At 38.4% G+C, this 23,017-nt stretch carries 23 protein-coding genes and 1 pseudogene; 16 read left to right on the top strand and 8 right to left on the bottom strand.

All coding sequences use genetic code 11. From position 1 onward, the window contains the following. Positions 1 to 7 precede the first annotated feature (7 nt). The 7 genes and pseudogenes from argF (at position 8) to BPOF4_RS21240 (ending at position 4,748) form a co-directional block, all read left to right on the top strand. The gene (argF, locus tag BPOF4_RS13695) at positions 8 to 970 is read left to right on the top strand and encodes an ornithine carbamoyltransferase (protein ID WP_420796438.1); all 963 of its coding nucleotides are present in this window, start codon (positions 8 to 10) and stop codon (positions 968 to 970) included. Positions 971 to 1,034: 64 nt separating this feature from the next. Further along, a pseudogene (locus tag BPOF4_RS13690) lies at positions 1,035 to 1,211 on the top strand (YjzC family protein); the annotation flags it as partial. Between the two features lie 179 nt (positions 1,212 to 1,390). Further along, positions 1,391 to 2,137 (top strand): alpha/beta fold hydrolase, encoded by a 747-nt coding sequence (locus BPOF4_RS13685; protein ID WP_012959774.1) that lies wholly within the window; start codon positions 1,391 to 1,393, stop codon positions 2,135 to 2,137. 29 nt (positions 2,138 to 2,166) lie between these two features. Beyond that, entirely contained in the window at positions 2,167 to 2,913 is a 747-nt protein-coding gene (locus BPOF4_RS13680) for an NAD-dependent epimerase/dehydratase family protein (RefSeq protein WP_012959773.1), read from the top strand. A 5-nt stretch (positions 2,914 to 2,918) separates the two neighbouring features. Continuing rightward, the gene (locus tag BPOF4_RS13675) at positions 2,919 to 3,125 is read left to right on the top strand and encodes a hypothetical protein (protein ID WP_012959772.1); all 207 of its coding nucleotides are present in this window, start codon (positions 2,919 to 2,921) and stop codon (positions 3,123 to 3,125) included. A 221-nt stretch (positions 3,126 to 3,346) separates the two neighbouring features. Continuing rightward, positions 3,347 to 4,012 (top strand): cobalamin B12-binding domain-containing protein, encoded by a 666-nt coding sequence (locus tag BPOF4_RS13670; RefSeq protein WP_012959771.1) that lies wholly within the window; start codon positions 3,347 to 3,349, stop codon positions 4,010 to 4,012. After that, a complete protein-coding gene (locus BPOF4_RS21240) occupies positions 3,999 to 4,748 on the top strand; it encodes an STAS domain-containing protein (RefSeq protein ID WP_012959770.1) in 750 nt (249 codons plus the stop codon). The genes BPOF4_RS13670 and BPOF4_RS21240 overlap by 14 nt, the downstream gene beginning before the upstream one ends. Positions 4,749 to 4,784: 36 nt before the next feature. Here BPOF4_RS21240 and BPOF4_RS13660 read toward each other — a convergent pair whose 3' ends face one another. Then, the gene (locus tag BPOF4_RS13660) at positions 4,785 to 6,380 is read right to left on the bottom strand and encodes a peptide chain release factor 3 (RefSeq protein ID WP_012959769.1); all 1,596 of its coding nucleotides are present in this window, start codon (positions 6,378 to 6,380) and stop codon (positions 4,785 to 4,787) included. 375 nt (positions 6,381 to 6,755) lie between these two features. On the opposite strand from BPOF4_RS13660, the gene BPOF4_RS13655 reads away from it, so the two are divergent. The 4 genes from BPOF4_RS13655 to BPOF4_RS13640 all read left to right on the top strand — a co-directional run bounded on the left by BPOF4_RS13655 (position 6,756) and on the right by BPOF4_RS13640 (position 8,786). Beyond that, entirely contained in the window at positions 6,756 to 7,712 is a 957-nt protein-coding gene (locus BPOF4_RS13655) for a BMP family ABC transporter substrate-binding protein (protein WP_012959768.1), read from the top strand. 134 nt (positions 7,713 to 7,846) lie between these two features. Next, on the top strand, positions 7,847 to 8,026 hold the full coding sequence (locus BPOF4_RS13650) for a ComZ family protein (RefSeq protein ID WP_041822935.1): 180 nt from the start codon (positions 7,847 to 7,849) through the stop codon (positions 8,024 to 8,026). 73 nt (positions 8,027 to 8,099) lie between these two features. Further along, positions 8,100 to 8,432, top strand: coding sequence for a hypothetical protein (locus BPOF4_RS13645; protein WP_012959766.1), 333 nt, complete (start codon positions 8,100 to 8,102; stop codon positions 8,430 to 8,432). A 66-nt stretch (positions 8,433 to 8,498) separates the two neighbouring features. Continuing rightward, entirely contained in the window at positions 8,499 to 8,786 is a 288-nt protein-coding gene (locus BPOF4_RS13640) for a hypothetical protein (protein WP_012959765.1), read from the top strand. Between the two features lie 18 nt (positions 8,787 to 8,804). Here BPOF4_RS13640 and BPOF4_RS13635 read toward each other — a convergent pair whose 3' ends face one another. Next, positions 8,805 to 9,083, bottom strand: a complete 279-nt coding sequence (locus BPOF4_RS13635) for a hypothetical protein (RefSeq protein WP_012959764.1) — start codon at positions 9,081 to 9,083, stop codon at positions 8,805 to 8,807. Between the two features lie 213 nt (positions 9,084 to 9,296). On the opposite strand from BPOF4_RS13635, the gene BPOF4_RS13630 reads away from it, so the two are divergent. Further along, the gene (locus BPOF4_RS13630) at positions 9,297 to 10,232 is read left to right on the top strand and encodes a beta-ketoacyl-ACP synthase III (protein ID WP_012959763.1); all 936 of its coding nucleotides are present in this window, start codon (positions 9,297 to 9,299) and stop codon (positions 10,230 to 10,232) included. 60 nt (positions 10,233 to 10,292) lie between these two features. Continuing rightward, complete coding sequence (gene fabF / locus BPOF4_RS13625) at positions 10,293 to 11,528, top strand: beta-ketoacyl-ACP synthase II (RefSeq protein ID WP_012959762.1); 1,236 nt, start codon at positions 10,293 to 10,295, stop codon at positions 11,526 to 11,528. Between the two features lie 77 nt (positions 11,529 to 11,605). Here the strand turns inward: fabF and BPOF4_RS13620 are convergent, their stop codons facing one another. Beyond that, positions 11,606 to 12,559 carry an LCP family protein gene (locus BPOF4_RS13620; RefSeq protein WP_238446466.1) on the bottom strand — a complete coding sequence of 318 codons (954 nt, stop codon included), beginning with the start codon at positions 12,557 to 12,559 and terminating at the stop codon, positions 11,606 to 11,608. Positions 12,560 to 13,051: 492 nt separating this feature from the next. Between BPOF4_RS13620 and BPOF4_RS13615 the strand changes: the two genes are divergently transcribed. Continuing rightward, the gene (locus BPOF4_RS13615; protein ID WP_012959760.1) at positions 13,052 to 14,335 is read left to right on the top strand and encodes an acetyl-CoA hydrolase/transferase family protein; all 1,284 of its coding nucleotides are present in this window, start codon (positions 13,052 to 13,054) and stop codon (positions 14,333 to 14,335) included. 16 nt (positions 14,336 to 14,351) lie between these two features. On the opposite strand, the gene BPOF4_RS13610 is transcribed toward BPOF4_RS13615, so the two are convergent. From BPOF4_RS13610 to BPOF4_RS13600, 3 genes are all read right to left on the bottom strand, one after another. Continuing rightward, positions 14,352 to 16,889, bottom strand: coding sequence for a CBS domain-containing protein (locus tag BPOF4_RS13610; RefSeq protein ID WP_012959759.1), 2,538 nt, complete (start codon positions 16,887 to 16,889; stop codon positions 14,352 to 14,354). 102 nt (positions 16,890 to 16,991) lie between these two features. Next, positions 16,992 to 17,654: a hypothetical protein gene (locus BPOF4_RS13605; protein WP_012959758.1), complete on the bottom strand. Its 663-nt coding sequence runs from the start codon at positions 17,652 to 17,654 to the stop codon at positions 16,992 to 16,994. A 224-nt stretch (positions 17,655 to 17,878) separates the two neighbouring features. After that, positions 17,879 to 18,469, bottom strand: a complete 591-nt coding sequence (locus tag BPOF4_RS13600; protein ID WP_012959757.1) for a cell wall hydrolase — start codon at positions 18,467 to 18,469, stop codon at positions 17,879 to 17,881. 356 nt (positions 18,470 to 18,825) lie between these two features. Here BPOF4_RS13600 and BPOF4_RS13595 point away from each other — a divergent pair, with 356 nt between their 5' ends. Both BPOF4_RS13595 and BPOF4_RS13590 read left to right on the top strand, forming a co-directional pair. Continuing rightward, positions 18,826 to 19,641 carry a CAP domain-containing protein gene (locus tag BPOF4_RS13595; RefSeq protein ID WP_012959756.1) on the top strand — a complete coding sequence of 272 codons (816 nt, stop codon included), beginning with the start codon at positions 18,826 to 18,828 and terminating at the stop codon, positions 19,639 to 19,641. 103 nt (positions 19,642 to 19,744) lie between these two features. Continuing rightward, positions 19,745 to 20,869: a D-alanyl-D-alanine carboxypeptidase family protein gene (locus BPOF4_RS13590; protein WP_012959755.1), complete on the top strand. Its 1,125-nt coding sequence runs from the start codon at positions 19,745 to 19,747 to the stop codon at positions 20,867 to 20,869. Between the two features lie 49 nt (positions 20,870 to 20,918). On the opposite strand, the gene coaA is transcribed toward BPOF4_RS13590, so the two are convergent. Both coaA and BPOF4_RS13580 read right to left on the bottom strand, forming a co-directional pair. After that, on the bottom strand, positions 20,919 to 21,869 hold the full coding sequence (gene coaA, locus BPOF4_RS13585; RefSeq protein ID WP_012959754.1) for a type I pantothenate kinase: 951 nt from the start codon (positions 21,867 to 21,869) through the stop codon (positions 20,919 to 20,921). Positions 21,870 to 22,015: 146 nt separating this feature from the next. Next, the gene (locus tag BPOF4_RS13580) at positions 22,016 to 22,825 is read right to left on the bottom strand and encodes a PRC-barrel domain-containing protein (protein ID WP_012959753.1); all 810 of its coding nucleotides are present in this window, start codon (positions 22,823 to 22,825) and stop codon (positions 22,016 to 22,018) included. Positions 22,826 to 23,017 lie beyond the last annotated feature (192 nt).

Genomic DNA, 23,017 nt, shown 5'->3' with positions numbered 1-23,017 from the left:
AGGTGTGTTGGATGTGAGCAACCAAACAATAGAGAGCAAGACATCAATCAAAGGAAGAGATTTTCTTACGTTATTGGATTATACTCCAGAAGAAGTCAATCAGTTACTAAAAACAGCTATGCTGCTTAAAGCTGAGGCGAAAGAAAAATCGATTCAGCCATTACTTAACGGTAAATCGTTAGGAATGATCTTTGAGAATTCTTCTACAAGAACAAGGGTATCATTTGAAGTAGGAATGACTCAATTAGGGGGGCATGCGTTGTTTTTGAGCCCAAAAGATCTTCAGATTGGCCGTGGTGAACCGATCATGGATACAGCTAAAGTTTTGTCACGCTATGTAGATGCGATCATGATTCGCACAAACTCCCATGAAATGGTCGAAGAACTAGCAGCTCATGCAGATGTTCCGGTAATCAATGCGCTGACTGATGCGTTTCATCCATGCCAGGCGCTTGCAGATCTTTTAACTATTAAAGAGCATAAACCAAATCAAGGGAAAATAAAGATGGCCTATGTTGGAGACGGGAATAATGTGGCCCATTCTCTTTTGGCAGCCGGTGCAAAAGCGGGGATGGATGTAGCTATTGCAACGCCTGAAGGATATGAGGTCAATCAAGACATTTTTAATCAAGCTGTTGAAGCAGCTAAAGAAACTGGAGCCATCTTATCACAGTCCAATGACCCTGCTTATGCTGTTAATGATGCTGATGTGATTTACACAGATGTATGGGCGAGCATGGGGTATGAAGCTGAGCAAGCGGCAAGAATGGAAGTATTTACTCCTTTTCAAGTGAACGAGGCGTTAGCAGCTTATGCAAAACCAGATTATTTATTTCTTCATTGTCTGCCGGCGCATCGCGGTGAAGAAGTGACTAGTGAAGTAATTGATGGCGGGAATTCTGTTATTTATGATCAGGCAGAAAATAGACTGCATGCTCAAAAAGCAATTTTAGCCTCCCTGCTTTCATAAAATATTGTTCTAGGCTCATGATTCTTCTCAATATGGAAATTCTAAACCTAAAGGAGGGATCATGATGGGGCAGAATAGACAATTTGATCACGGTCAAAAAGCACCGAATAACGGGATTTATGTTGAAATTGGTGAAACAGGGAGTATGGTACAGAACCCTAAATCCGTAAAGCTTAAAGCGGGAGACACATTCCCGGAAAATTCAAACCATAACCGCAAATGGACTCAAAAAAGGAAACCATTAGAAAAAGTTACAAAAAGCAGCAAGCATGATGTGAATTCGTGCTTGCTGCTTTTTTTGAAAAAGAATATCCTCATTTGACTCATTCCGTTTTTCCTAACATATGCATAGGGTAATAAGTAATGAACACTTATTTAAAAGTGTTTAGATCATATGATTAGGGAGGGGAGAGGCGAAAAATGTCAGTAGATGAGACATTCTTTAAAATTGAAAATCAGTGGAACCTCCTCTTTTTTCCTCGGCAGCCCAATGGGTTTGCTGTATTTATAATAGGAGATCACCCAAAGAGCGTTGAAGAATCATCAAGTATATGGCACCAACATCCTGAGAGGTTCCTTTTTATACAGGCTTTAATAAAAAAAGGCTATACCATCTTTACTTCCGAGCTATTTGGTAGGCATTGGGGGAGCAAGCGCGCTGTGGATTACAGTGAACAGTTATACCATCTTGTATATAAAAGGGCTTTATTAAATAAGAAAATTCACCTTATTGCAGAGGGAAGCGGAGCCTTAGTCTCACAATCCATTATTAAAAGAAGGCCTGAATTAATAAGGTCTGTATTATATATTAATCCTTGTCTTGATCTTCTTGCTTTTGCTAAACAAGAAGAACATAATAAATTATATTATAAACGATTTATTAGGGAATTTGCACAAGCACATAGTATGGAAGAAGACGCGGCAGCTCTTTCCTTATCTCTAGATCAAAATGAATTTAATAGAACAACTCAATATCCGCCTATCCATATTATTCATGATGTCCTGCACAAGCGTTTTCCTTTTGATCAACATAGCAGGCCCTTCACTCTAGAAGCTCAAGATAAAGAAATGCAGGTAACCCTTAGCTTACATGGGGGAGGGAAGACCTTTTCATCTTATATAGACCCTGCTTGTCGATTTTTTAAGAAGCATGAAACCAACTTGTAGCGGGGATAAATCGGATAAGGAGGGGTTGGATGAAAAAAGTATGTGTAACGGGAGCATTAGGGTTTGCTGGTTTTCATCTCTGTAATGAATTATTAGAACAAGGAATTGAAGTCATCGGCATAGATGAACATGATGAGAAGCGTGCGTTAGAACAAGAAGAGATGGAATTAAGAATAGGCAGGAATGCGCTTTTTCATCTGTTTAAAACTGCGATAGAGTACCTTGAAAAAGACAAATGGAAGGATATAGATGTTTGTTTTCATATGACTCCCCTTGAAAGCACAGCGCTTGAAGATGAAAAGAGAATCCTAAATTTATTGATGAATAATCTCTCACATCGATGTACGTTCATCTACCCGATTTATACTGCCATTAACGATCAACCGAAGCTGTTTGATATTGAAGCTGAAATTAAACCATACATGAGGCTGATATCAGCTTATCAAATCGTAGAGCTGCCTAATCTATATGGACCTTGGCATTGCGAAGGGCTTCTAGATGTTGATGAGAGTTCATTGTATATAAAAGACGCCGTAAAAGGATTAGTATTAGCTGCTAAAAGCTCTAAAAAGAATGAGGTCATTTATTTGCCAACCTATTATGAACTTAATCAAAAGGTAATTTATCAAACAGAAAATCGATCCTCCGCTGCAATTGAAAAGGCAGAGGAGATCGGATATATGCCTGAGGTGGAGATTGAGACGGGAGTTGCAAAGTGCAAAGAACATATGAAACAATGGCAAAAACAACTTGATCTTTTAAAAGGAAGTGACTAAAGTAAGTGGCTAAATCGGAATGGAAGAAATCGGAGTGGAGTCGATCGTTAATCGGGATCATCATTTTTGGTGTGGTCACCTTGATATTTTTTTATATAGGAACGAATGTAATTGGCTTCTCAGATGGAATAAGTGTTATAGGAGGGTTAGTCTTAGGCTTTGCAGCAGAGTTTCTTTACCGAAAATGGACCGCTCATAAGCGGATGTCTTAGAAGACTCTATAGGGGGTCTTTTTTTTATGCAAGTTTGAAAGGTTTGGAAAAAGGGTAGTACTTCTTTTTTACCTGAATGTATGCCATAATAGGATGAATGGACAAGAAATCTCGTTTTTATAGCAATCTACTAGTCTCAAACATCTAGCAAAGGCCTACCCTTTAAACGATTAGCAGAACGTATTTTTTCTCTAATTTATAGTAAGAGAGGTGAAAGTAGAATGCAAAATGAAGTAAATCTGTTTGTCAAAGCTCTGCTCTCAGGTAATCAAAAAGAGGCTTGGAATATCTCTCAAATGGTATTAAAGCAACAAGGTCATTCCTTGCCGCTTTATAATGGATTAATTACAGAATCAATGAGGGAGATCGGGCGCTTATGGGAAGAAAACGAAATCAACGTAGCGGATGAACACTTAGCTACATCAACCTGTGATTTTGTTCTTTCATTGTATCACTCAAAACGAACAGCTAATTTACGTTATATGAACGAGCAGCCAAAAGCTATGTTTCTTTGTATAGAAGAAGAACAGCATGATATAGGCCTTAAACTTACTTCACATTTATTCGAACAAAAAGGCTGGAAGACACGATTGTATGGAGCAAATTTGCCGCTTGATGCCCTTGTTAGTGCGGCGATTGAATGGAAGCCAGAGGTGATCGGGCTATCTGTTACCATACCTTATCATTTAGTGAACCTAAATAAATTCGTACGTACGTTAGAAGATTTACCGCACCGGCCAACTGTCTTAGTAGGAGGTAGATTAGTAGCAGAATACGACCTAAGAAGTCATTGCTCAGATCAAACTCTACTATTAAAAGATTTGAATGAATTAGACCGATGGCTGGAAAATTATTCAGCTGGAGTGAAAGTGAATGATAAATATTAAACATGTACCAGCTCCGTACATTATTTTTAATCGTGACCTGGTATTGATTGATCAGTCTGATGATGCAAAGGATTTCTTTAAACACTTTCAGGCGATCGAAGAAATCATCGATCAAGGAAGCTTAAACAAATTTCAAAAGGCCCTTCAAGCTAATGAACGTCAAGATTTTGAATTGGTTATGAATACAAAGCAAGCTCCTATGGCTTTATTTCAATGCTCATTATCTTGGAAGGATGACATGTATCACTTAATATGTGTCCCAAAAGATGAAGACATCAAACGTTTAGAAGAGTTAGTACAGCAGCACAGTAAACGTCTCGCTTCAACAAACTTTGAGCTGCTTGAGCAAAAAGAGAAACTTGAGGAATCACTCAAAAGAATAAAAATGCTTTCCGCCCCTTTTATACGCATATCAAAAACGACAGGGGTCGTATTATTTTACGGGGAATTTGATCGAACACTCATTGAAATGAATCAAAATGAAATATCTAAGCAAGCATTCAATGGACAATTTGAGCAGATCCTTTTTGATTTTAATGGGATTGGCGACCTAGAGAAAGACGGTGTAGATGCCTTCTATTATCTAATTCAAAGGCTGCAAGTTATGGGGATTCATTCAAGTGTAATCGGCTTATCACCTAAACAGGTATTCCACTTCAATAAACAAGGAACAAAATTAGACGCTACATTTAAAAGCAATCTCCATGATGTGATCTATTCCTATTTAAGCTCATAAAAAAAGATGGCCCTTTGGCCATCTTTTTTCTTTTAATTAGGATTGAGACTTATAAAATGAGTTTTCATAGAACTGAATATTAGGGTATTTATCAATCGCTGTTCGCATTTGGAAATCATTATCAAATAGTGCTACAATACGCCCATCACGGTCAGTAACCAGATTACGCTGCATTTTTTTGAATGTATTCATTTCCTCTTCAGGACCATCAACCCACCGTGCAAATGAAAACGGAAGTCGTTCTAATTGAATATCAACATGGTATTCATTTTTGAGACGATGCTCTAATACTTCAAATTGCAGGACTCCAACAACCCCGACAATTTGCTGTTCATTGAAACGGTTATAGGTTTTAAATAATTGGATTGCTCCTTCTTCGGTTAATTGCTGCAACCCTTTCTCAAAAGACTTATGCTTTAATGCTTCTTTGACGGTAATCGCAGAAAAATGTTCAGGCGAGAAATGTGGCATTTCGTCGAATTCGAACTCTTGGCCTTCTACAAGTGTATCACCTATTCTGAAGGTGCCTGGGTCGAACAAACCGATAATATCGCCTGCATGGGCCTCATCCACAATGCTTCTGCTTTGAGCAAGGAACTGAGTTGGCTGAGCTAATTTAAGATTCTTGCCAAGGCGGACATGCTTAACCTGCATTCCTCGTTCAAATTTACCTGACGTTATACGTAAGAAAGCGACACGGTCACGGTGTGCTGGATTCATATTAGCTTGAATTTTAAAGATGAATCCTGAGAATTTGTTATGGGTAAGGGGATCAATTATTCCTTTTGTGCTTTCTCTTGGCGTCGGCCATGGTGAAAGCTTAAGCATATGCTCAAGGAAGGTCTGTACCCCGAAGCTCGAAATAGCACTTCCAAAGAAGATCGGTGTCAATTCACCTTTTTTAATCAGGTCAAGGTCAAACTCATCACCTGCTACATCAAGTAACTCTAACTCTTCTCTAAATTGAGCGACCAGACCCTCATCACCAATCGCTTCATCTAGTTTAGGATCATCCGGACCGGTAAGCTGAATCACATCAATCTCTTTAGGGTTATCTGGATTATAAAGTTCAAGCTTCTTATTATGACGATCATATACCCCGCTGAACGATTGACCCATACCAATAGGCCAGCCCATAGGATACGAACGAATTCCAAGCAGTTCTTCTAATTCTTCCATAAGTTCAAAAGGATCTCGTCCTTGACGATCTAATTTATTCATAAAAGTAAAGATAGGAATACCGCGCATTTTACACACTTTAAATAGTTTCTTCGTTTGAGCTTCGACCCCTTTGGCCGCATCAATTAACATGGTAGCCGAATCTGCTGCTGTAAGGGTTCTATAAGTGTCTTCACTAAAATCTTCATGCCCAGGAGTATCTAAAATATTGACATGATAGCCATCATATAAAAACTCAAGCACTGAACTTGTTACAGAGATTCCACGTTGTTTTTCAATCTCCATCCAGTCACTCATCGCATGTTTACTATTTTTTCGCCCTTTAACTGTACCGGCCTCACGAATAGCTCCGCCAAATAATAATAATTTCTCAGTTAGTGTCGTCTTACCGGCATCAGGGTGAGAAATGATTGCAAATGTCCGTCTTGATTGAACGGGTTTTAGTTCAGTCATCATGTATTCCTCGTTTCTACAAATCATATCAGAAATCATATGATCAATTATTATCGTCTTATTATACCAGTCTTAGAAACGGGATTCACCCTTGGATTCATCTATTAGTGCAGCTTTTACACACAATGGGTTGAAAAACGAATAATAACTACGCAATATAAGACCTTTGGAGGGTGCAGAAATGATTACATTTAGATTACGTTTTAATTAATTTAACAAGTTATGCAGGGTGTCTAAATAATCATAACGAATAGGGTAGTATGGCCATTAACCCCAAGCACGAATGAAATAGCATTTTTAAAACAACGAGGAAGAAAAAATCTACCAAATGTTTTATACTAGTAGTTGGTGGAAATCAATCAGGAGAGTGCGAGCATGTTCATTCAACGATTAATTGTGAGTTTAGCAGTTGTATTGATGGTAGCAGCTGGTTGTTCAGCTGAGTCAAAGGAAAATGGGCTAAAAGGAGTAGGTTTGTTAATTGAAGATACAATCGATGACCAAGGGTGGAACAGCAAAGGGTATCAGGGTTTATTAACGATTCATTCTACTTTGGATGTTCATGTTGATTTTAGAGAAGAAGTGAATTCTAAAGTTGATGTGATAAATGGAATTAACGATTTTATAGAACAAGATATTAATTTAATTTTTGGTCATGGCCAGATCTATGCTGATTATTTTTCACAACTCAGTGAAGACTATCCAGATGTACACTTTGTCAGTTTTAATGGGGAAGTGACTGGCGAAAATGTGACGAACCTAGAGTTTGACAGCTACGCTATGGGTTTCTTCGCTGGGATGGTAGGGGCGTCAACCTCTCAAAGCAGCCAGATTGGTGCCATTGCTGCGTTTCCATGGCAGCCAGAATTAGAAGGGTACAAAGACGGAGCAAAGTATATTGATTCAGAAGTAGAGGTAAGGATCGAGTATGTAAATGACTGGTCCGATACTGAAACAGCCATCGACTATTTTTATCAATTGAAAGAGAAAAATATTGATGTGTTTTATCCTGCTGGAGATGGTTTTCATGTTGAAGTGATCGAAAAAGTAAAGCAAGAGGGATTGTATGCAATCGGTTATGTTGGGGATCAATCAGATCTAGGAGAAGCGACCGTATTAACGAGTACCATTCAACATGTAGATGAACTATATGAGCTTGTGGCTGCACAATATCAAGCAGGAACATTAGAACCGGGCAATCATACATTTGATTTTACAGAAGGAGTTATCTCTCTAGGAGAATTTAGTTCTCAAGTGCCGAAAGAGGTACAAGACCAAGTGAAAAGTGACTTGAATACATACATCGAAACAGGAGAGCTGCCTAATCAATAAAGGAATCATACCATTTGTAATCTTTAAGTTAGTTGTTCATTTCCTTGCCTAAAACGTGAAGTCATAGTAAATTTAACATGGAATCTTTTTGTACAAGTCTGATAAAGAGGTGACTATAAGTGAATAATCCAGAAATGAATATGAAATTTATGCAAATTGCAATGAACCATTTACCGGAAGGGAAAAAATTTCTAGATGACAAAGGAATCGAATTAAACATGGATGATTTGCAGCCCATGCTTGAACTATTGCTTAATGTCATGTCTGAAGCATACGAGCTTGGTCTAGAAGACGGTAAATCTGAGAGTAAATAAGAAAATGAATAAAAAAAGAAGAGGCTTACCTGATATTAAGGTTAGCCTCTTTCTATGACAGGAGAGAACCTTGATGACAAAAGAAGAAAAGCTGCAAGCATTTGCTGATAAAATGAAGGAAGGATTTAGGTTAGTATCTGAAAAAAGAAATGAAGAAGCAATTGAGACGCTTAAGCCATTTGTTGAATTAACGAAGAAAAGCGGCGGCGAGCATATTAGATTATTTGTTCACTATAGTCTTGCTCAGATTCGTACCGGAGATTTTAATGGCTTCCTAGAAACGTACGAAGCCGTCAAAAAAATGAAACCTAAAACGACGGAAGAAGAGAAATTAAAAGGCCAGCTGGATGGGTTTTTTAATGATCTGATGGAGGAGCTTGGGAAGTCATCAGGACAATCGGAATAAGGACACGCTCAAAATGAGGGGAGAGTCCATAGGATGTAGGGAATCTATGTGAAGGAGTTGGGATGGATGAATTATCAGCCTTACCAGCCATATCATCAAATGGTGCGATCTCATCAAGTGAACCCTCATGATCAAAGGTATTTCCCTTTTATCCCTTTTTTGGGCGGTTTAGCGATTGGCGGTTTATTGTTTAATAATTACGGAAGGCCGCCTGTGTATTACAGTCCTAGTTATGGCCCGAACTTCGGCCCGAGTTACGGCCCGAGCTTTGGCCCAAGTTATGGCCCGAATTTTGGTCCGAGTTACGGTCCTAACTTTGGTACACCTTATAATCAATTTTATTATTATCGGTAAAAAGAAGGCAGCAACGAGTTATACGTTGCCGCCTTCTTTTTTATTTGTTGTTTCAGTGGCTGCCTCTTTAACCTCACGATCACTTGTTTTATGTTGCTGGTGTTTAAAAAATGTCTGCAGCACTCCCATCAAAGGAGCTAATTTATCAATGGCTGGTCCAACGGTTTGGACTAATGTGATAATCTGTTCTAATTGGGTCGGTTTAGCCTCTTCTTTAGCCGGCTCAGGCGGCGGTGTACCAAACATTAGTTGAGAAAACACATCAACCTGCCGTTCATCTTTTTTATGCTTACTCATTTGAAAATCCTCCTTACTCTCCAGCTTCTCTATCCCTTACTAGTTTATGGGCATCGTCCCTTTAATGTGTGTGGACAAATGCCCTTTTCACATGATTAGGAACTTCTTAATTTTTGTAGACAGACTTATTTTAATAAGATAAAATTAGTATCAGGTACTAATAATAACTCGTAAATTATGTAGCGGTTTTTATAAAGGGGGAATCAGCATATGGTGAAAGCTGGGATTTATGGAATGGGAAGCTACATTGGTGAACAGGTAGTGACCAACGCAGATCTTGAAAAGAAAGTAGATACTTCTGATGAGTGGATTAAAACTCGTACAGGAATTGAAGAGCGCCGCTTTGCACCAGACCATGTAGACAGCTCTGATATGGCATTTCAAGCAGCTGAAAAGGCGTTAGCACATGCAGATATTTCAGCCGAAGATCTTGACTTGATTCTTGTCGCTACAGTGACTCCAGATATGCCATTTCCGACTGTTTCTTCGCTCATTCAAGAGCGTCTTGGTGCAAGTAAGGCTGCAGCAATGGATATCAGTGCAGCTTGTGCTGGATTTATTTACGGCTTGGCAACAGGACAACAATTTATTGAAACAGGAGCTTATAAGCATGTTCTAGTCGTTGGTGTCGAGAAATTATCAAAAATCACTAATTTTGATGATCGTAATACGGCTGTATTATTTGGTGACGGGGCAGGTGCTGCAGTGCTAGGGCCTGTATCTGAAGGTAAAGGTCTCCTAGCTTTTGAGCTAGGTGCAGACGGTGCTGGTGCGATGCATATTAATCAAAAAGGTGATTTTTTAGAAATGAATGGCCGGGAAGTATTTAAATTTGCTGTTAGACAAATGGGTGAGTCTTCTCTTTCTGTACTGAAAAAGGCAGGTTTAACAAAAGAAGATGTAGATTTTCTCGTTCCTCATCAAGCAAATATCCGGATTATGGAAGCTGCACGTGAACGCCTTGAATTACCAGCAGAAAAGATGTCTAAAACGGTTCATAAGTATGGTAATACATCGTCTGCCTCTATTCCGATGGCTATGGTGGATGAAATAAATAGTGGTAAAATCAAAGATGGAGATACCCTTGTTCTTGTAGGTTTTGGAGCGGGATTAGTATGGGGATCGGTTGCCCTTCGCTGGGGACGTTAATACTATTCTTAACTTGAGATCACAATGATGAAAATTGTAGTTGAAAAGGAGAGTATTGTAATGGAGAAAAAACGTGTCGTAGTAACGGGTGTTGGAGCAGTCACACCACTAGGTTTAAATGTGGATACAACTTGGGAGAAAGCGATTAACGGGGAGTCTGGAATTGGCCTTTTAACGAGAGTGAATGCTGAAGAATTTCCGATGAAAGTTGCAGCAGAAGTAAAGGATTTTGATCCAAGTGAATTTATGGATAAAAAAGAAGCTAGAAAAATGGATCGTTTTACTCAATTTGCTGTAGCAGCTTCTTTAATGGCTCTAAAAGATGCCAACCTTGAGATTACAGAAGAGATTGCTAATCGTGCAGGAGTGTGGATTGGTTCAGGAATTGGCGGTATGGAAACTTTTGAACAGCAATTCCGTACATTCCTTGATAAAGGTCACAGAAGAGTGAGTCCATTTTTTGTCCCAATGCTAATTCCTGATATGGCTTCTGGCCAGGTATCAATAATGACAGGAGCAAAGGGAATCAACTCATGTTCTGTTACAGCGTGTGCTTCTGGTACAAACTCTATTGGAGATGCCTTTAAAGTAATCCAGCGTGGTGATGCCGATGTGATGATTACAGGCGGAGCAGAAGCCCCAATTACGAATATGTCTGTCGCTGGTTTCTGTGCAGCAAAAGCTGTAACAACAACCGACAACCCAGAAAACGCATCGCGTCCATTTGATGCAGACCGAGATGGTTTTGTTATGGGAGAAGGAGCAGGTATTCTTATTTTAGAAAGTCTAGAATCAGCCGAGAAGCGCGGTGCAACCATTTATGCAGAAATTGTCGGCTACGGTGCAACAGGAGATGCTCACCATGTGACAGCTCCGGCTCCTGAGGGAGAAGGCGGTGCCCGTGCTATGAAGCAGGCAATTGAAGATGCAGGCTTACAACCTAGTGATATTGATTACATGAATGCGCATGGTACAAGTACACCATATAATGATAAATTTGAAACAATGGCTGTGAAAACAGTATTTGGAGAGCATGCTGAAAAACTAGCAATAAGCTCAACAAAATCAATGACTGGTCACCTTTTAGGAGCAGCAGGAGCAATTGAATCTGTGTTCTCGGTAAAAGCGATCAAAGACGGAATCATCCCGCCTACAATCAATTACCATACACCAGATCCAGATTGTGATCTGGATTATGTGCCAAATGAAGCAAGACGACAAGAAGTACGAGCTGTTTTGAATAATTCTCTTGGATTTGGCGGACATAACGCAACGCTCGTATTTAAACAGTTTTAATTAAACGTTAATAATGCAGTAAATAAAAATAGCTCATTGACAATTTGTTGTCAATGAGCTTTTATTGTTTATTTCCTCTACATATCTTCATCATCTTCGGTTGTTGAATCATTAGCAAATCCCTTTGATTCATTGGAGAAGAAGGAATGGATAGCTTCTTTATTTTTTTCGAAATCAAGTTCAAGTACAGCACCAGCATGGCTGTAATGTTGGTCGCTGTAACCATCTTTAACCGGAATTCTTAATGTCTGTACATCATCAACCGGATTTAAGATGAAGTCACGTCCTAAACTAAGCATTCTAGTTGTTTTAATGTTAGTATCTAAATATGGTTCAACAGATCCGATTAGACGTGGAACTCTTGTAAGACCTGAAACCGTTAAAAGTTCATCTTTTAACAAAGTCAACATCTCTTGCTGCCGTTCCACACGGCCAAAGTCATTATTAGCATCACTTCTGAAACGTACATAATTCAATGCTTGCTGGCCGTTAAGCACTTGTGTACCAGGTTCAAAATCAATGACTGTACTTCCGGATTGGTAGTACATGCGATCTTCAACATCTACTTCTATCCCTTTAGGGGCAATCGTATCAACGACTTCAACAAAGCCATCAAAATTAACCATAGCATAATAATGAAGATCCAATCCAAAGTTATGTTCTATGGTTTCTCTTAAAAGGTCAGGACCTCCTAAGAAAAACGAGGCATTAATTTTGTTATCACGATATCCAGGAATTTCAACGTATGTGTCACGCATAATAGATGCTAATTTTGCGTCCCCATTTTTGGGATCATATTGAGCCACCATAATTGTATCTGTTCTAGCTGGTTCATCTTCAGCAGTATCCACACCTATTAACAATACATTAATAGGTTCGTTATTCTCAGGTTCCTTTGATTGAAATTCATGCACTTCCGTTTCATCTTCTAATGTTTCGTCACTGTCGTTTGTTTCAGTTAAGTTTTGTTGGGCATTATTTTTTCCTAATTCATATTGAAAAACTGCAAAGGCAGCAGTTGAAATAAACAATAAAGAAAAAAGTAAAAGGAATGAAACAAATAATTTTTTGCGTTTCCTAGGTCTTCTTTTATGTCTATCGGATCGTCTCCTGCGTGTGTCCACCTAAAACTCCTCCAATCTCAACAAAAAAGATTCTTGCTCTTTTTGTTGGTATAACGAATTTCATTATATCAGATTTTTTCTTTTGAGCCGGTAAAAAATAAAAAAAACGTCTAGAATTCGACAAATTACCACATTAACAACAAAAGTTGGTATTATTTTCGTGAGTGGCATTTAGGCACTGGTTCATACTAAAAAAGAGTTATTTATTGAAACCGTGTATGAATGTGCAGGTGGATGTAAGAAAAATATGAGTATACAGAAAAGTTTTACTTTACTTAATCGGCTCGGTTTGCCTTGGTTGTAGGTATTTAACATAGTATTATTATTGCTTGAGGAGATTCAAAACATAAGAAGAAATATTGGGGAATTGTACCCGTATGATGTAGGAGGATTTTTGTCATGAGTGTGCACGAGTTATACAAACAAAAAAAAGCTGCCACTTCCTTGGAAGCGGTATCAATAATACAGCCTCGTGAAGATATTATCGTACCCCTGGCAGTCGGGGAACCACCTGGATTAGTTCTGGCATTAGCGGAACATAATGGATTAGAGGGAAATCGTTTATTTCAAATGCTTTCTCTTTACCCTGTTTTATCAGTCGATCCATCTAAGGTGAAAATTGTTTCTATGTTCTTAAATAAAGATGAGCGTCGTGCATTTTATGATAAAGAAGTGGATCTGCTTCCAAACCACTTTTCTGATTTGCCGCAAATTTTAAAAGAGACGACACACGACCGAGTGATTATGGCCGCCGTTTCACCAATGGATGAGGACGGATATTTTTCACTTGGAACAAATTGTGATTATGTAGCTCCTTTATTAAAAGACGCAAAACGAATCATTTTAGAAGTGAATGAGAATATGCCGAGAACATTCGGGCAAAACCACATTCACATTGATCAAGTAGATGCATTTATAGAAAATCATGTGGAGCTGCCTGTGACACCAGATATTCCTTTAAGACCTGAGGATGAGATTATTGGTAAGACGGTAGCAGATTTAATTCAAAATGGAGATACCCTTCAAATCGGTTTTGGAGCGATTCCGAACGCGATTATGAACTTCTTAAAAGATCACCGAGATTTAACCATCTTCACTGAAATGATTCCAGATAAAGTAGTCGACTTGTTTGAGAGCGGAGCAGTATCAAATCTTTCAAATCCACTTCATAAAGGGAGTATGACAGCAACGTTTGCTTTTGGCACAAAAAGACTTTATGATTTCATGGATCAAAATAAACAAGTTCAAATGTATCCGGTTGATGAAACGAATGACAGCTGTTTAATAGCAAAAATCAATCAGCTTGTTACAATTAATGCCACGATTGAAGTCGATTTAATAGGTCAATGTAATTCTGAATCAATAGGCGGGCGCTACTATTCATCAACTGGGGGACAAGGAGATTTCGGAATTGGTGCAAGAATGTCAAAGGGCGGGAAGGGTATTATCTGTCTTCACTCCACAACAAAAGGCGGCACGATCTCAAAGATTGTTCCGACATTGGCTACTGGTTCTGTTGTTACAACATCAAAAAATGATGTAGACTATGTTGTAACAGAATATGGTGTGGCTAAACTTCGAGGCAAGACCATTAGGGAAAGAACACAAGCTTTAATTGATATCGCTCACCCGAATTTCCGAGGTGAACTTACGGAAAAGGCAAAAGATATGGGTTATCTATAAAAAAAGCAGAAGCTAACTACAAATGGTTAGCTTCTGCTTTTTGTTTTTCTTTGAGTACCCACTTAGTTGCTTCTTCTTTTGATGAAATTTCCCCGTTGAGCTGTTTGATTTCAAGCTCAAATAAGTAATCTCTGAAATGAGGTCCTGGTTTAAAATCAAGTTTTATCAGGTCATCTCCAGTTAGATATAAAGATATCTTCTGTCTCTTTTTGAAGTAATCATCTAAGTGAGTGTGGAATCTTTGGGTTGGATCCAGCAGGTAGAAACGCAATGTTTCATCATGCACAGCATACAAATACCTGTGTAATTCACCTATCGATTTAATCTCTTCTATTGGTGCTTGTTTAAGCTCATTTAACTGTTCGATAAAGACTCGTTCTTTTGCCGTCATAATATAGAGTTGGATCATTTCACGCCAATTAGAAAGCGGAGAAGCAAGTGCTGTTAATATATGAAAAACAGTATGGCCGGATTGTTTAAACACCCTCTCTGCATATTGCCAAGAAGATGCGGGCAGCTCTTTTTGAAAGAGTGTTTTCCATACATTTAGTGTATCCAAAAGGTAGAAAGCTTCTAGGTCTTTTGCTTCCTTATGAATTAAGGTTAGTTCCTGCCTTAGTCTTTGCTGGCTTAGAGAAAAAAGGTGAGACATCGCGCTTTGTGCGAGCCTGGCCGTTTCTCCTTCGATGGAATAGCCAAACCTCACTGCAAAACGAACAGCTCTGAATATACGTGTTGGATCTTCAATAAAACTGATTGGATGAAGGATGCGAATTTTCTTCGCTTTAAGGTCTTCTATCCCCTGATATTCATCTAATAACTTGCCAAATGAATGTTCAGATATTGACATGGCCATAGCATTAATCGTAAAATCGCGCCTTGTAAGATCCTCATGAATATTTGATGATCTTACAATAGGAAGAGAGGCGGTTTCCGCGTAGTATTCTGTACGGCAGGTAACGATATCGATTTTCATATCGTCAGGAGTCGTCCATGTAGCCGTTCCAAATGTATCATGTTTTTTAATGCTGCCACCATTAGAAGCAGCTAAAACATTGGCAAATTCAATTCCATCTCCTTCAATGACAACATCCAAATCTTCATTAGGTCTTTTCAATAACAGATCACGAACAAACCCTCCGACTAAATAGGCATTTACCCCAAAACGGTCTGCTTCTCTTCCAATCAGCTTAAGCAAATGAAAGTGTTCCTTACTTACTGTGTCTTCTAAACGTTGCACAAGATTTGGGAAGTTGGCTTCATATTCTTTTTTTTGAAGATAGGAAATAATATTTGTTCTTGAAATGATCCCTGCAATGTTTTGATCGTCCATAATGGGGATGCGCCCGATATTATGACTAATCATAGCCTGCTGCACTTCATCTATGGTTGAATCTACTTGTTTAGTAACGATCTCTCGTGTCATATATCCTTTGATAGGCGCATGACCATATTGATGGTGAATCGCTTTGTCTACATCTCTTCTTGAAATAATACCAACCAGTTCTTCATGGTCATTTACAACTGGAAAACCGGTATGGCCAAAGCGAATCATCATTTCTTTAGCATCTGTTATCGTGTCATTTTCATGAATTGTTTTAACTGGATAACTCATCACTTCTTTAGCTGAAACGGTGTGTTCAACAATCATATCTATCAGAGGGAGTACCTTCCTGCGAGCCTCTTCTAAAGTAGTTTTCTTCATCATAGCTGAAGCCGCTTGGCTATGTCCTCCACCACCAAGCTCTTTAATAAATGATTGAAAATTAATACGTGTAGAACTGGCTCTGCAGACGAGGTGGACATGCTTGCCCATTTTGACAATAGTAATTACAGCATCGGCAGAGCTAGCATCTAATAATTTTTCTGTAAGGCTGGATAATCCATTTTGAAAACGGTCTTGCTCATGACATGAAACAACTACCTGCAGTCCATCTAATTGATGCAGCGTCTGTGAGTGAAATAATTGATTAAATAAAGTCTGTTCGGCTTCGGTTAAGGCTGGAGTGACAAATCGATTAACAATCTCAATATCTAAATGATGTTTCATTAAAAAAGAGGCTGCATGAAAATCACGCGATGTAGTGCTAGAGAACGTGAAGTTGCCCGTATCAGAGTACAAACCTAGTCCAAATAAATTAACTTCTTCAGGTGTAAGAAGAACATCTTTATGTTCTAGGTGTTCTATTAATAAGGTAATAGCGGCACCTACTTGTTCGATTTGATGACGCTCATTTTGATTTGTATGTAATAGAAAAGGAGGGTGATGATCATATACAATCGTTTCGATCTCATCCATTAATTCTACACTTGGAATTCCGGTCCGGTCTATAGCCTGGACATCTACCAAGATTAGTGAGGAAACATGCTTCCATTCAACCGACTCATATGTGGAAAAGGAAAAAAGGTCTTTGTAGATCGACATATAGGTGGTGACACTTCGATCTAATTTATCAGAAATGGCAATGATTGCTTCTGGATATAATTTTTTTGCAGCAACCATGGAGGCTACACCATCGAAATCAACATTTTGGTGAGAAACGATAACTTGCATGCAGGTGTTCACTCCCTAGTTTTTTCCTTATTGTATCAAAAATAAGAAGGGGAAGACATAGGGAGATCTAATATGTGCGCAAAATTGCATAAAAAAGAGAGGTTAAAGCCTCTCTTCAAATAATATGCCAGTATGCTGATAAGGAAGTTTTTCATAGGGGTTGTTGTTTAATGTCGGTTCGCATTTGTCTGCAAGAATAGTTTGGTACTCGGTCAACACTTCTTTCATAAATGAACCTATGAATTCAGAAGTGACCTTAGTTCTATTTTCGTTTATACTGTATGTTTTTTCATCAAAGGTTAAAAGAGAATGAGCGGTTTCTATCACTCCATACTCTTCAAAAGTAGTGGCAAAGCCTGCATATACTTGATGCAGTTTAGCAGTATAATTTTGGCAGCTGATTTGATCAGTATGTTTTAGCGATTGAATGAGTTGATTGTAGCTGTTTACTAACTTTAATACTAATTCTTTCTCTGGATCATTTTCCTCGCTTGTTAAGAGAGCTGTACTGTTATTTTGAACCTCATTTCGAGTAAATCGATCGGAGTGAACGTTCGTTTTACTTGATTGAGCAAGGTGTTTTTCATAATAATAATCGTAGCTTGTAAGCTGGTGGTCGCTAGAATGCTTGGTGGGATTTTTCGTTGCTTCCGCTTTCTCAACCGGCATTACTGGATTTACCCCGTTTGAACTGGACATTTTATTGACAAAGCTTGTATGGATACGATTTGCTCGAAGTGAGGTTACTCTTGATAGACGAGCCATAATACATTGCACCACCTTTCCTATTAAGTTAAGAGACTTATTATACATATACATATTCTAAGTTATGAGTTGTATTCCCTTTTTGTACGTCTTTAATCTTTAAAAATTAATTATTAGAAAAATCTTTAATGCATGGAGGTTTAGTATGAGGTTTAGTATATAGAAAAGCGGGTATAAAAAAAGAAGCCGACACAAAATGCCAGCTTTTTAATTGGATCTATTATTTATTTTGCAAACACGTGTTTACCGATACGAACAGTTTCTGTTTGTGTGCCAATCCAATGGTTTGTTGCAATTTCTGGATTGTAGAAGTAGATAGAACCTTGGCTGTCACTTTGAAAGGCAATGGCTTCTTGTACAGCTTGTTTTGCTTCATCATCTGCCGGCTGATTAATCATACCGTTTTGAACAGGTGAGAAAGCATAATGTCCTGATGGACCAATTTCGTTAATAACTTCTTTGATCGTATCAGGAAACTCAGGATGATCGACACGATTAAGTACGACGGTTGCTACAGCTACTTTACCTGCATATGGCTCACCTTGAGCTTCTGCATGAACTAGACGTGATAACAATTCACGCTCTTCCGTTGTAATAGCAGCCGGAAGGGAAAGTGTTTCTCCTACTTGAAGCGCTGATGTTTCTTTATTATTAAGTTCTTTAATTGAATCAACAGTTACGCTGTATTGTTGTCCTAATTGATAGAGTGTATCGCCTTTTTGAACGGTATGACTGTGTGATGCCGCATCAGCAGTTTGGTTTGCAGTGAATGCTAGAGCAATTCCTGCACATATTGGTAAGATGTATTTCTTCATTTAGAAAACCTCCTGTAATCTATGCTGTCTACTAAACTAACAAAAAATAGAGTAGAATACTTCCTGAAATCTTTTCCATTCCTCTGAAATATCCTCACAAATCCCTTAGGTATCGAATTGCCTAGGCTTTTTTACATTTCTGTAACGAATATTGAATAAATCTATAAAAATATGAATAAAAGAATGAATATTTTTTGGTCATTTCTGTGTTTCTTCCTTATATTATAAAGGTTTTTTAGTGTGGATTGATGCTTGGTTTATACAGTAATATGCATGATTTACCATAGGAACAAGCTAGATTCTGTGCTAGGATTTTGATGTACCAAAAAAACAACAACCTTCAAGGAGGCATTTTCATGAAGAAATTTATCGTTACAACAATCGCCGCTGCAACAATGGCAGCTGGTTTTGCTGGTCAAGCTGCTGCATCTGAACAGCCAAATACAAAGGTTATCACACAAAAGCATGTGATTGCATTAAATGGTGCAGATCAAGAGTCTATTCAAAAATTAATAGAAGAAGTAAAGCAAACTAGTAATCTACAAGATTTACTAAATAAATGGAATATTACATTACCAGAGCTCGAAAAAGAAATGCAAAAAGAAGAACCAGCTCCAGAACAAAAAGAAGAGCAGCCGGTTGAAACACCTAAAGTAGAACAGCCTGCTGAAGAAGCACCACAAGAGGATGCACCACAAGAAGAAGCTCCTCAAGCTGAGCCGGCTCAACCTGTACAACAACCAGCTCCAACTGAAGAAACTGAGCAAAATTCAGAAGAACAATCACAAGAACTATCTGCTGAAGAACAGCAAATGGTTAACCTTGTTAATGAAGAACGTCAAAAGCAAGGTCTTGCACCTTTAAATATTGATGTTGAGTTAACAAAAGTTGCTCGTGTTAAAGCGCAAGATATGATTGATAACAACTATTTCGCTCACCAATCACCAACTTATGGTTCACCATTTGAAATGCTTGACCAATTTGGTGTGAGCTATAACACAGCTGGTGAGAACTTAGCTGGTAACCAAACGGTTGAAGCAGCTCACCAAGCACTAATGAATTCTGACGGACACCGTGCTAACATTTTAGGCGGTAACTACAGTGAAGTAGGAATCGGCATTGTTGATGGCGGTCCTTACGGTAAAATGTTTGTTCAATTATTTAAAGGGTAATAAGGTACCTTAAAAACTGATGGATTAAGAACTTGGTCAAGCGGCCAAGTTCTTTTTTTCGGAATGAACCAATTGGTTATAGTGTAAAAAAGGAGGACGATCAGTGAGCAAGAGAGGCATCACGAGAGTAAAGAGCATCATGCTCCTGTTATGTGTTTCGTTCTTGATTGCCCAGGCTGTACCACAACAAGCAAAAGCATCTGATACACCTGTTATCGAAAGTGAAACAGCGGTACTCATAGACGGAGCCACAGGAGAAACGTTATGGGGAAAAGACAGTACAAAGAGAATGTATCCAGCGAGTGTCACTAAAATTATTACAGCTATAGTAGCGATAGAGGAAGGGAACTTAGAAGAAAAAGTAGCTGTTAGTGAGAATGTAATGGATGTAATTGGCACAAGAGTATACCTTTTGCCAGGAGAAGAGGTCAGCTTATTAAAGCTTGTACAGGGACTAATGATTAACTCAGGAAATGATGCGGGCCTAGCAATTGCTGAGCACATGGATGGAAGTGAAGAGGCCTTTGCAAAAAGAATGAACAGATTTGTTGAAGAAGAGATCGGCGTAAAAGATTCCCATTTTACAAACCCACATGGCCTATTTGATGAAAACCATTATACAACAGCGAAAGATTTGGCGATGATTACGAAATATGCAATGGAAAATGAGGTGTTTAAAGAGATTGCCCAAACAAAAGAAATGGAATGGATTGGAGAAGGTTGGGAAACGACAATTTATAACCATCATCGGATGTTATGGGATTATGACGGGGTGACGGGTGTGAAAAATGGATTCGTGCAGCGCTCCGGGTTTACTCTATCTACAGCAGTAGAGCGCGATGATATGGAGTTAATAGCAGTGACATTAAACGCCCCTGCGGCAAAAGTTTCTTACCAAGATACGGCAGCCTTATTTGATTATGGCTTCACGCGCTATGAACCTCATGTTATAAAAAGCGATAGATTGTTTAGTGATGAGAGCGGCCGTAAATATGAACTAGAAAATGATATTTATTATGTGATGGAAAAAGGGAAAGAATCAACAGTGGAAGTGACTAATGAAGGAATGTTACAAATAAAGAATACGGAAGGGAAGGTTCTTAAAGAAGTCCCTTTAAAGGAGCTAAAGGATAAAGAAGATCTAATAGATAACCCAAATGTGAATGAAACAGCTGAGCAAGGGTTTATCCAGTGGTTTTTGAGGTTTATCCCTTTTACTAATCCTTAATCATTAAAAAAGCCGAAAGATGAACGTCTTTGCGTCCATCCTCGGCTTATTATTTTTTCTTAACCATTATTTCTTCTACTCGATGTCCGGCCCCTTTTTTCAAAATAAGATCGGCACGGTTTTTAGTAGGCCTAATATTACGTTCAAGATTTACCCCATTTATACTTTTCCATATATCAGTTGCAAACCCGACTGCTTCTTCATCAGATAAATGTCTGTAACGGTGGAAGAACGATTCAGGTTTTTGAAAAGCGGTATTCCTTAAGAGCTTAAACCTTTCAATGTACCAGTTTAAAATGTTATCTTCTTCCGCATCAACGTAAATAGAAAAATCAAAGAAATCAGAGACAAACATTTGTGGGATTTTTTTATTCTTTTTATTTACTTGAAGAACATTGATTCCCTCTACAATCACTACATCTGGCTCTTCTACAATCTGTTTTTCAGTTAAACGATCATACGTAAGGTGAGAGTATAAAGGGGTTTCCATGTAAGCGCAACCAGACTTTAAGTCGGTTAGAAATCCGAGTAAACTTTCAATATCATAGCTCTCAGGAAAGCCTTTCCTCTTCATTAATCCCCGTTCTTCTAATACGGCATTTGGTAAGAGAAAACCATCCGTTGTCACAAGATCAACTTTAGGCTGCGTAGGAAAACGTGAAATTAATGTTTGAATCAATCTGGCTGTCGTACTTTTTCCAACTGACACACTTCCAGCGATTCCAATAACAAATGGAACTTTTTTTGTTTTCTTTTGAAAAAATTGATTTAGATCTTTATGCAAGTGGTTTGCATGCTTCATATGCAAATATATGAGCTCTGAGAGAGGCAGATAGATATCTGTTACTTCCTCGGCTGAGATCGTTTCATTAAGCCCTTGCAGCTGTTCTCGCTCATCAGCTGTTAAGGTAATGGATGTTTTGTGAGATAAATTCGCCCATTCATTTCTTGTAAACGTAGTAAATGCAGACGGACGAGAAACCATTTGGTAGGTAGTCATGATAGTCTCCTTTTCATACCAATGAATGTTACGTTCTATTGTACACTATTCCATATAAATCGATAAGGATCAATTTATTTTTCTTCCACTAAAAAAGATCGCTAAACTTAGTAATAAAGTTTAGCGATCTCATAAAGCAGTGGAAATTAGCGAATATCTACCCAATATCCCTTGCGATTGTAATGCTCATATAATGCAGCCTCATCTTCACGCGTAATAGGCTGGTCGGATACAAATTCAGGTGCATCCTCGATTCGTTTATTTTCTAGGTCAAACGTAATCGTGTGATCTCTCCAACTCACATCATTAAGCCAATCGATGGAAACAAGTACTAGTTCTTTATTGAAGAAGCCTCCAACATTTACGACAAAGTATCTTATTTTCCAATCTTCATCATCTATGACACAGTCGTGGATCTTACCTGCTTCACCATCAGCTGTATGAACTTTATAGCCTTTAATATCTTCTACACTAATCAGCTGCTGATCTTCACGATATTGCTGCTCTCTTGCATGTGCCTCATCGCTGCGCAAACCATTATGCTCTTCACGCGGGGCTTCAGGATTAAATATAGGAGGCATCATAGGAGCATGAGCTTGAAAGCCAGTTATATCTCTTCTTGCGGCGTTATCCGCCCAGTAATTTTCCCAGCCGTAATAAGAGCTTAGTTGCTGTTCGTATCTCCTCGTGATCGGTTCATGTTCTTCTGGTTTAGGGCTATCTTTAATTTGATCTTTCGTCGCATTAACTGCAATACGCTCATTCGATCGGTCAATTTCTTTAAAAGATAATGGGCTTAACAGAACTTTTCCTCCAAAAAACCATGTCCTTGTATCTCCAACAAAGTAACGAATGGTTGCGGTATCGGAATCAAAATAAAAATCATCCAACGAACCTAATTCTCCGTCGCTAGCTAACATAGAATACGATTTTAATGTCTTTGCGCGTAATAACATATCGTCAATCATCCTTCCTATTTGTTTTACTTTTTCATTTGTTTCGAGTACTTTATTTTTTATTTTCTTACAAAGTAAGTTCCCGAACTTGGGCATATTAAACATAGAGTTATATGACCAGCCGGCCAATAAAAAGTAAATGACTTTACAATTTATCAGTTTAGTACTAAACTGATAAATGTGGGAGGTGAA

The sequence above is a fragment of the Alkalihalophilus pseudofirmus OF4 genome, assembly GCF_000005825.2.
GTDB classification, from domain to species: Bacteria; Bacillota; Bacilli; order Bacillales; family Bacillaceae_D; genus Alkalihalophilus; species Alkalihalophilus pseudofirmus.
This window is presented reverse-complemented; position numbering and strand designations above follow the sequence as displayed.

Excerpts from the sequence above, each read along its gene's own strand:
- BPOF4_RS13685 (WP_012959774.1), top strand. The coding sequence starts at position 1,391 with ATGTCAGTAGATGAGACATTCTTTAAAATTGAAAATCAGTGGAACCTC.
- BPOF4_RS13680 (WP_012959773.1), top strand. The coding sequence starts at position 2,167 with ATGAAAAAAGTATGTGTAACGGGAGCATTAGGGTTTGCTGGTTTTCAT.
- BPOF4_RS13670 (WP_012959771.1), top strand. The coding sequence starts at position 3,347 with ATGCAAAATGAAGTAAATCTGTTTGTCAAAGCTCTGCTCTCAGGTAAT.
- BPOF4_RS21240 (WP_012959770.1), top strand. The coding sequence starts at position 3,999 with ATGATAAATATTAAACATGTACCAGCTCCGTACATTATTTTTAATCGT.
- BPOF4_RS13660 (WP_012959769.1), bottom strand. The coding sequence starts at position 6,380 with ATGACTGAACTAAAACCCGTTCAATCAAGACGGACATTTGCAATCATT.
- BPOF4_RS13655 (WP_012959768.1), top strand. The coding sequence starts at position 6,756 with ATGTTCATTCAACGATTAATTGTGAGTTTAGCAGTTGTATTGATGGTA.
- BPOF4_RS13650 (WP_041822935.1), top strand. The coding sequence starts at position 7,847 with ATGAATATGAAATTTATGCAAATTGCAATGAACCATTTACCGGAAGGG.
- BPOF4_RS13645 (WP_012959766.1), top strand. The coding sequence starts at position 8,100 with ATGACAAAAGAAGAAAAGCTGCAAGCATTTGCTGATAAAATGAAGGAA.
- BPOF4_RS13640 (WP_012959765.1), top strand. The coding sequence starts at position 8,499 with ATGAATTATCAGCCTTACCAGCCATATCATCAAATGGTGCGATCTCAT.
- BPOF4_RS13635 (WP_012959764.1), bottom strand. The coding sequence starts at position 9,083 with ATGAGTAAGCATAAAAAAGATGAACGGCAGGTTGATGTGTTTTCTCAA.
- fabF (WP_012959762.1), top strand. The coding sequence starts at position 10,293 with ATGGAGAAAAAACGTGTCGTAGTAACGGGTGTTGGAGCAGTCACACCA.
- BPOF4_RS13615 (WP_012959760.1), top strand. The coding sequence starts at position 13,052 with ATGAGTGTGCACGAGTTATACAAACAAAAAAAAGCTGCCACTTCCTTG.
- BPOF4_RS13610 (WP_012959759.1), bottom strand. The coding sequence starts at position 16,889 with ATGCAAGTTATCGTTTCTCACCAAAATGTTGATTTCGATGGTGTAGCC.
- BPOF4_RS13605 (WP_012959758.1), bottom strand. The coding sequence starts at position 17,654 with ATGGCTCGTCTATCAAGAGTAACCTCACTTCGAGCAAATCGTATCCAT.
- BPOF4_RS13600 (WP_012959757.1), bottom strand. The coding sequence starts at position 18,469 with ATGAAGAAATACATCTTACCAATATGTGCAGGAATTGCTCTAGCATTC.
- BPOF4_RS13595 (WP_012959756.1), top strand. The coding sequence starts at position 18,826 with ATGAAGAAATTTATCGTTACAACAATCGCCGCTGCAACAATGGCAGCT.
- coaA (WP_012959754.1), bottom strand. The coding sequence starts at position 21,869 with ATGACTACCTACCAAATGGTTTCTCGTCCGTCTGCATTTACTACGTTT.
- BPOF4_RS13580 (WP_012959753.1), bottom strand. The coding sequence starts at position 22,825 with ATGTTATTACGCGCAAAGACATTAAAATCGTATTCTATGTTAGCTAGC.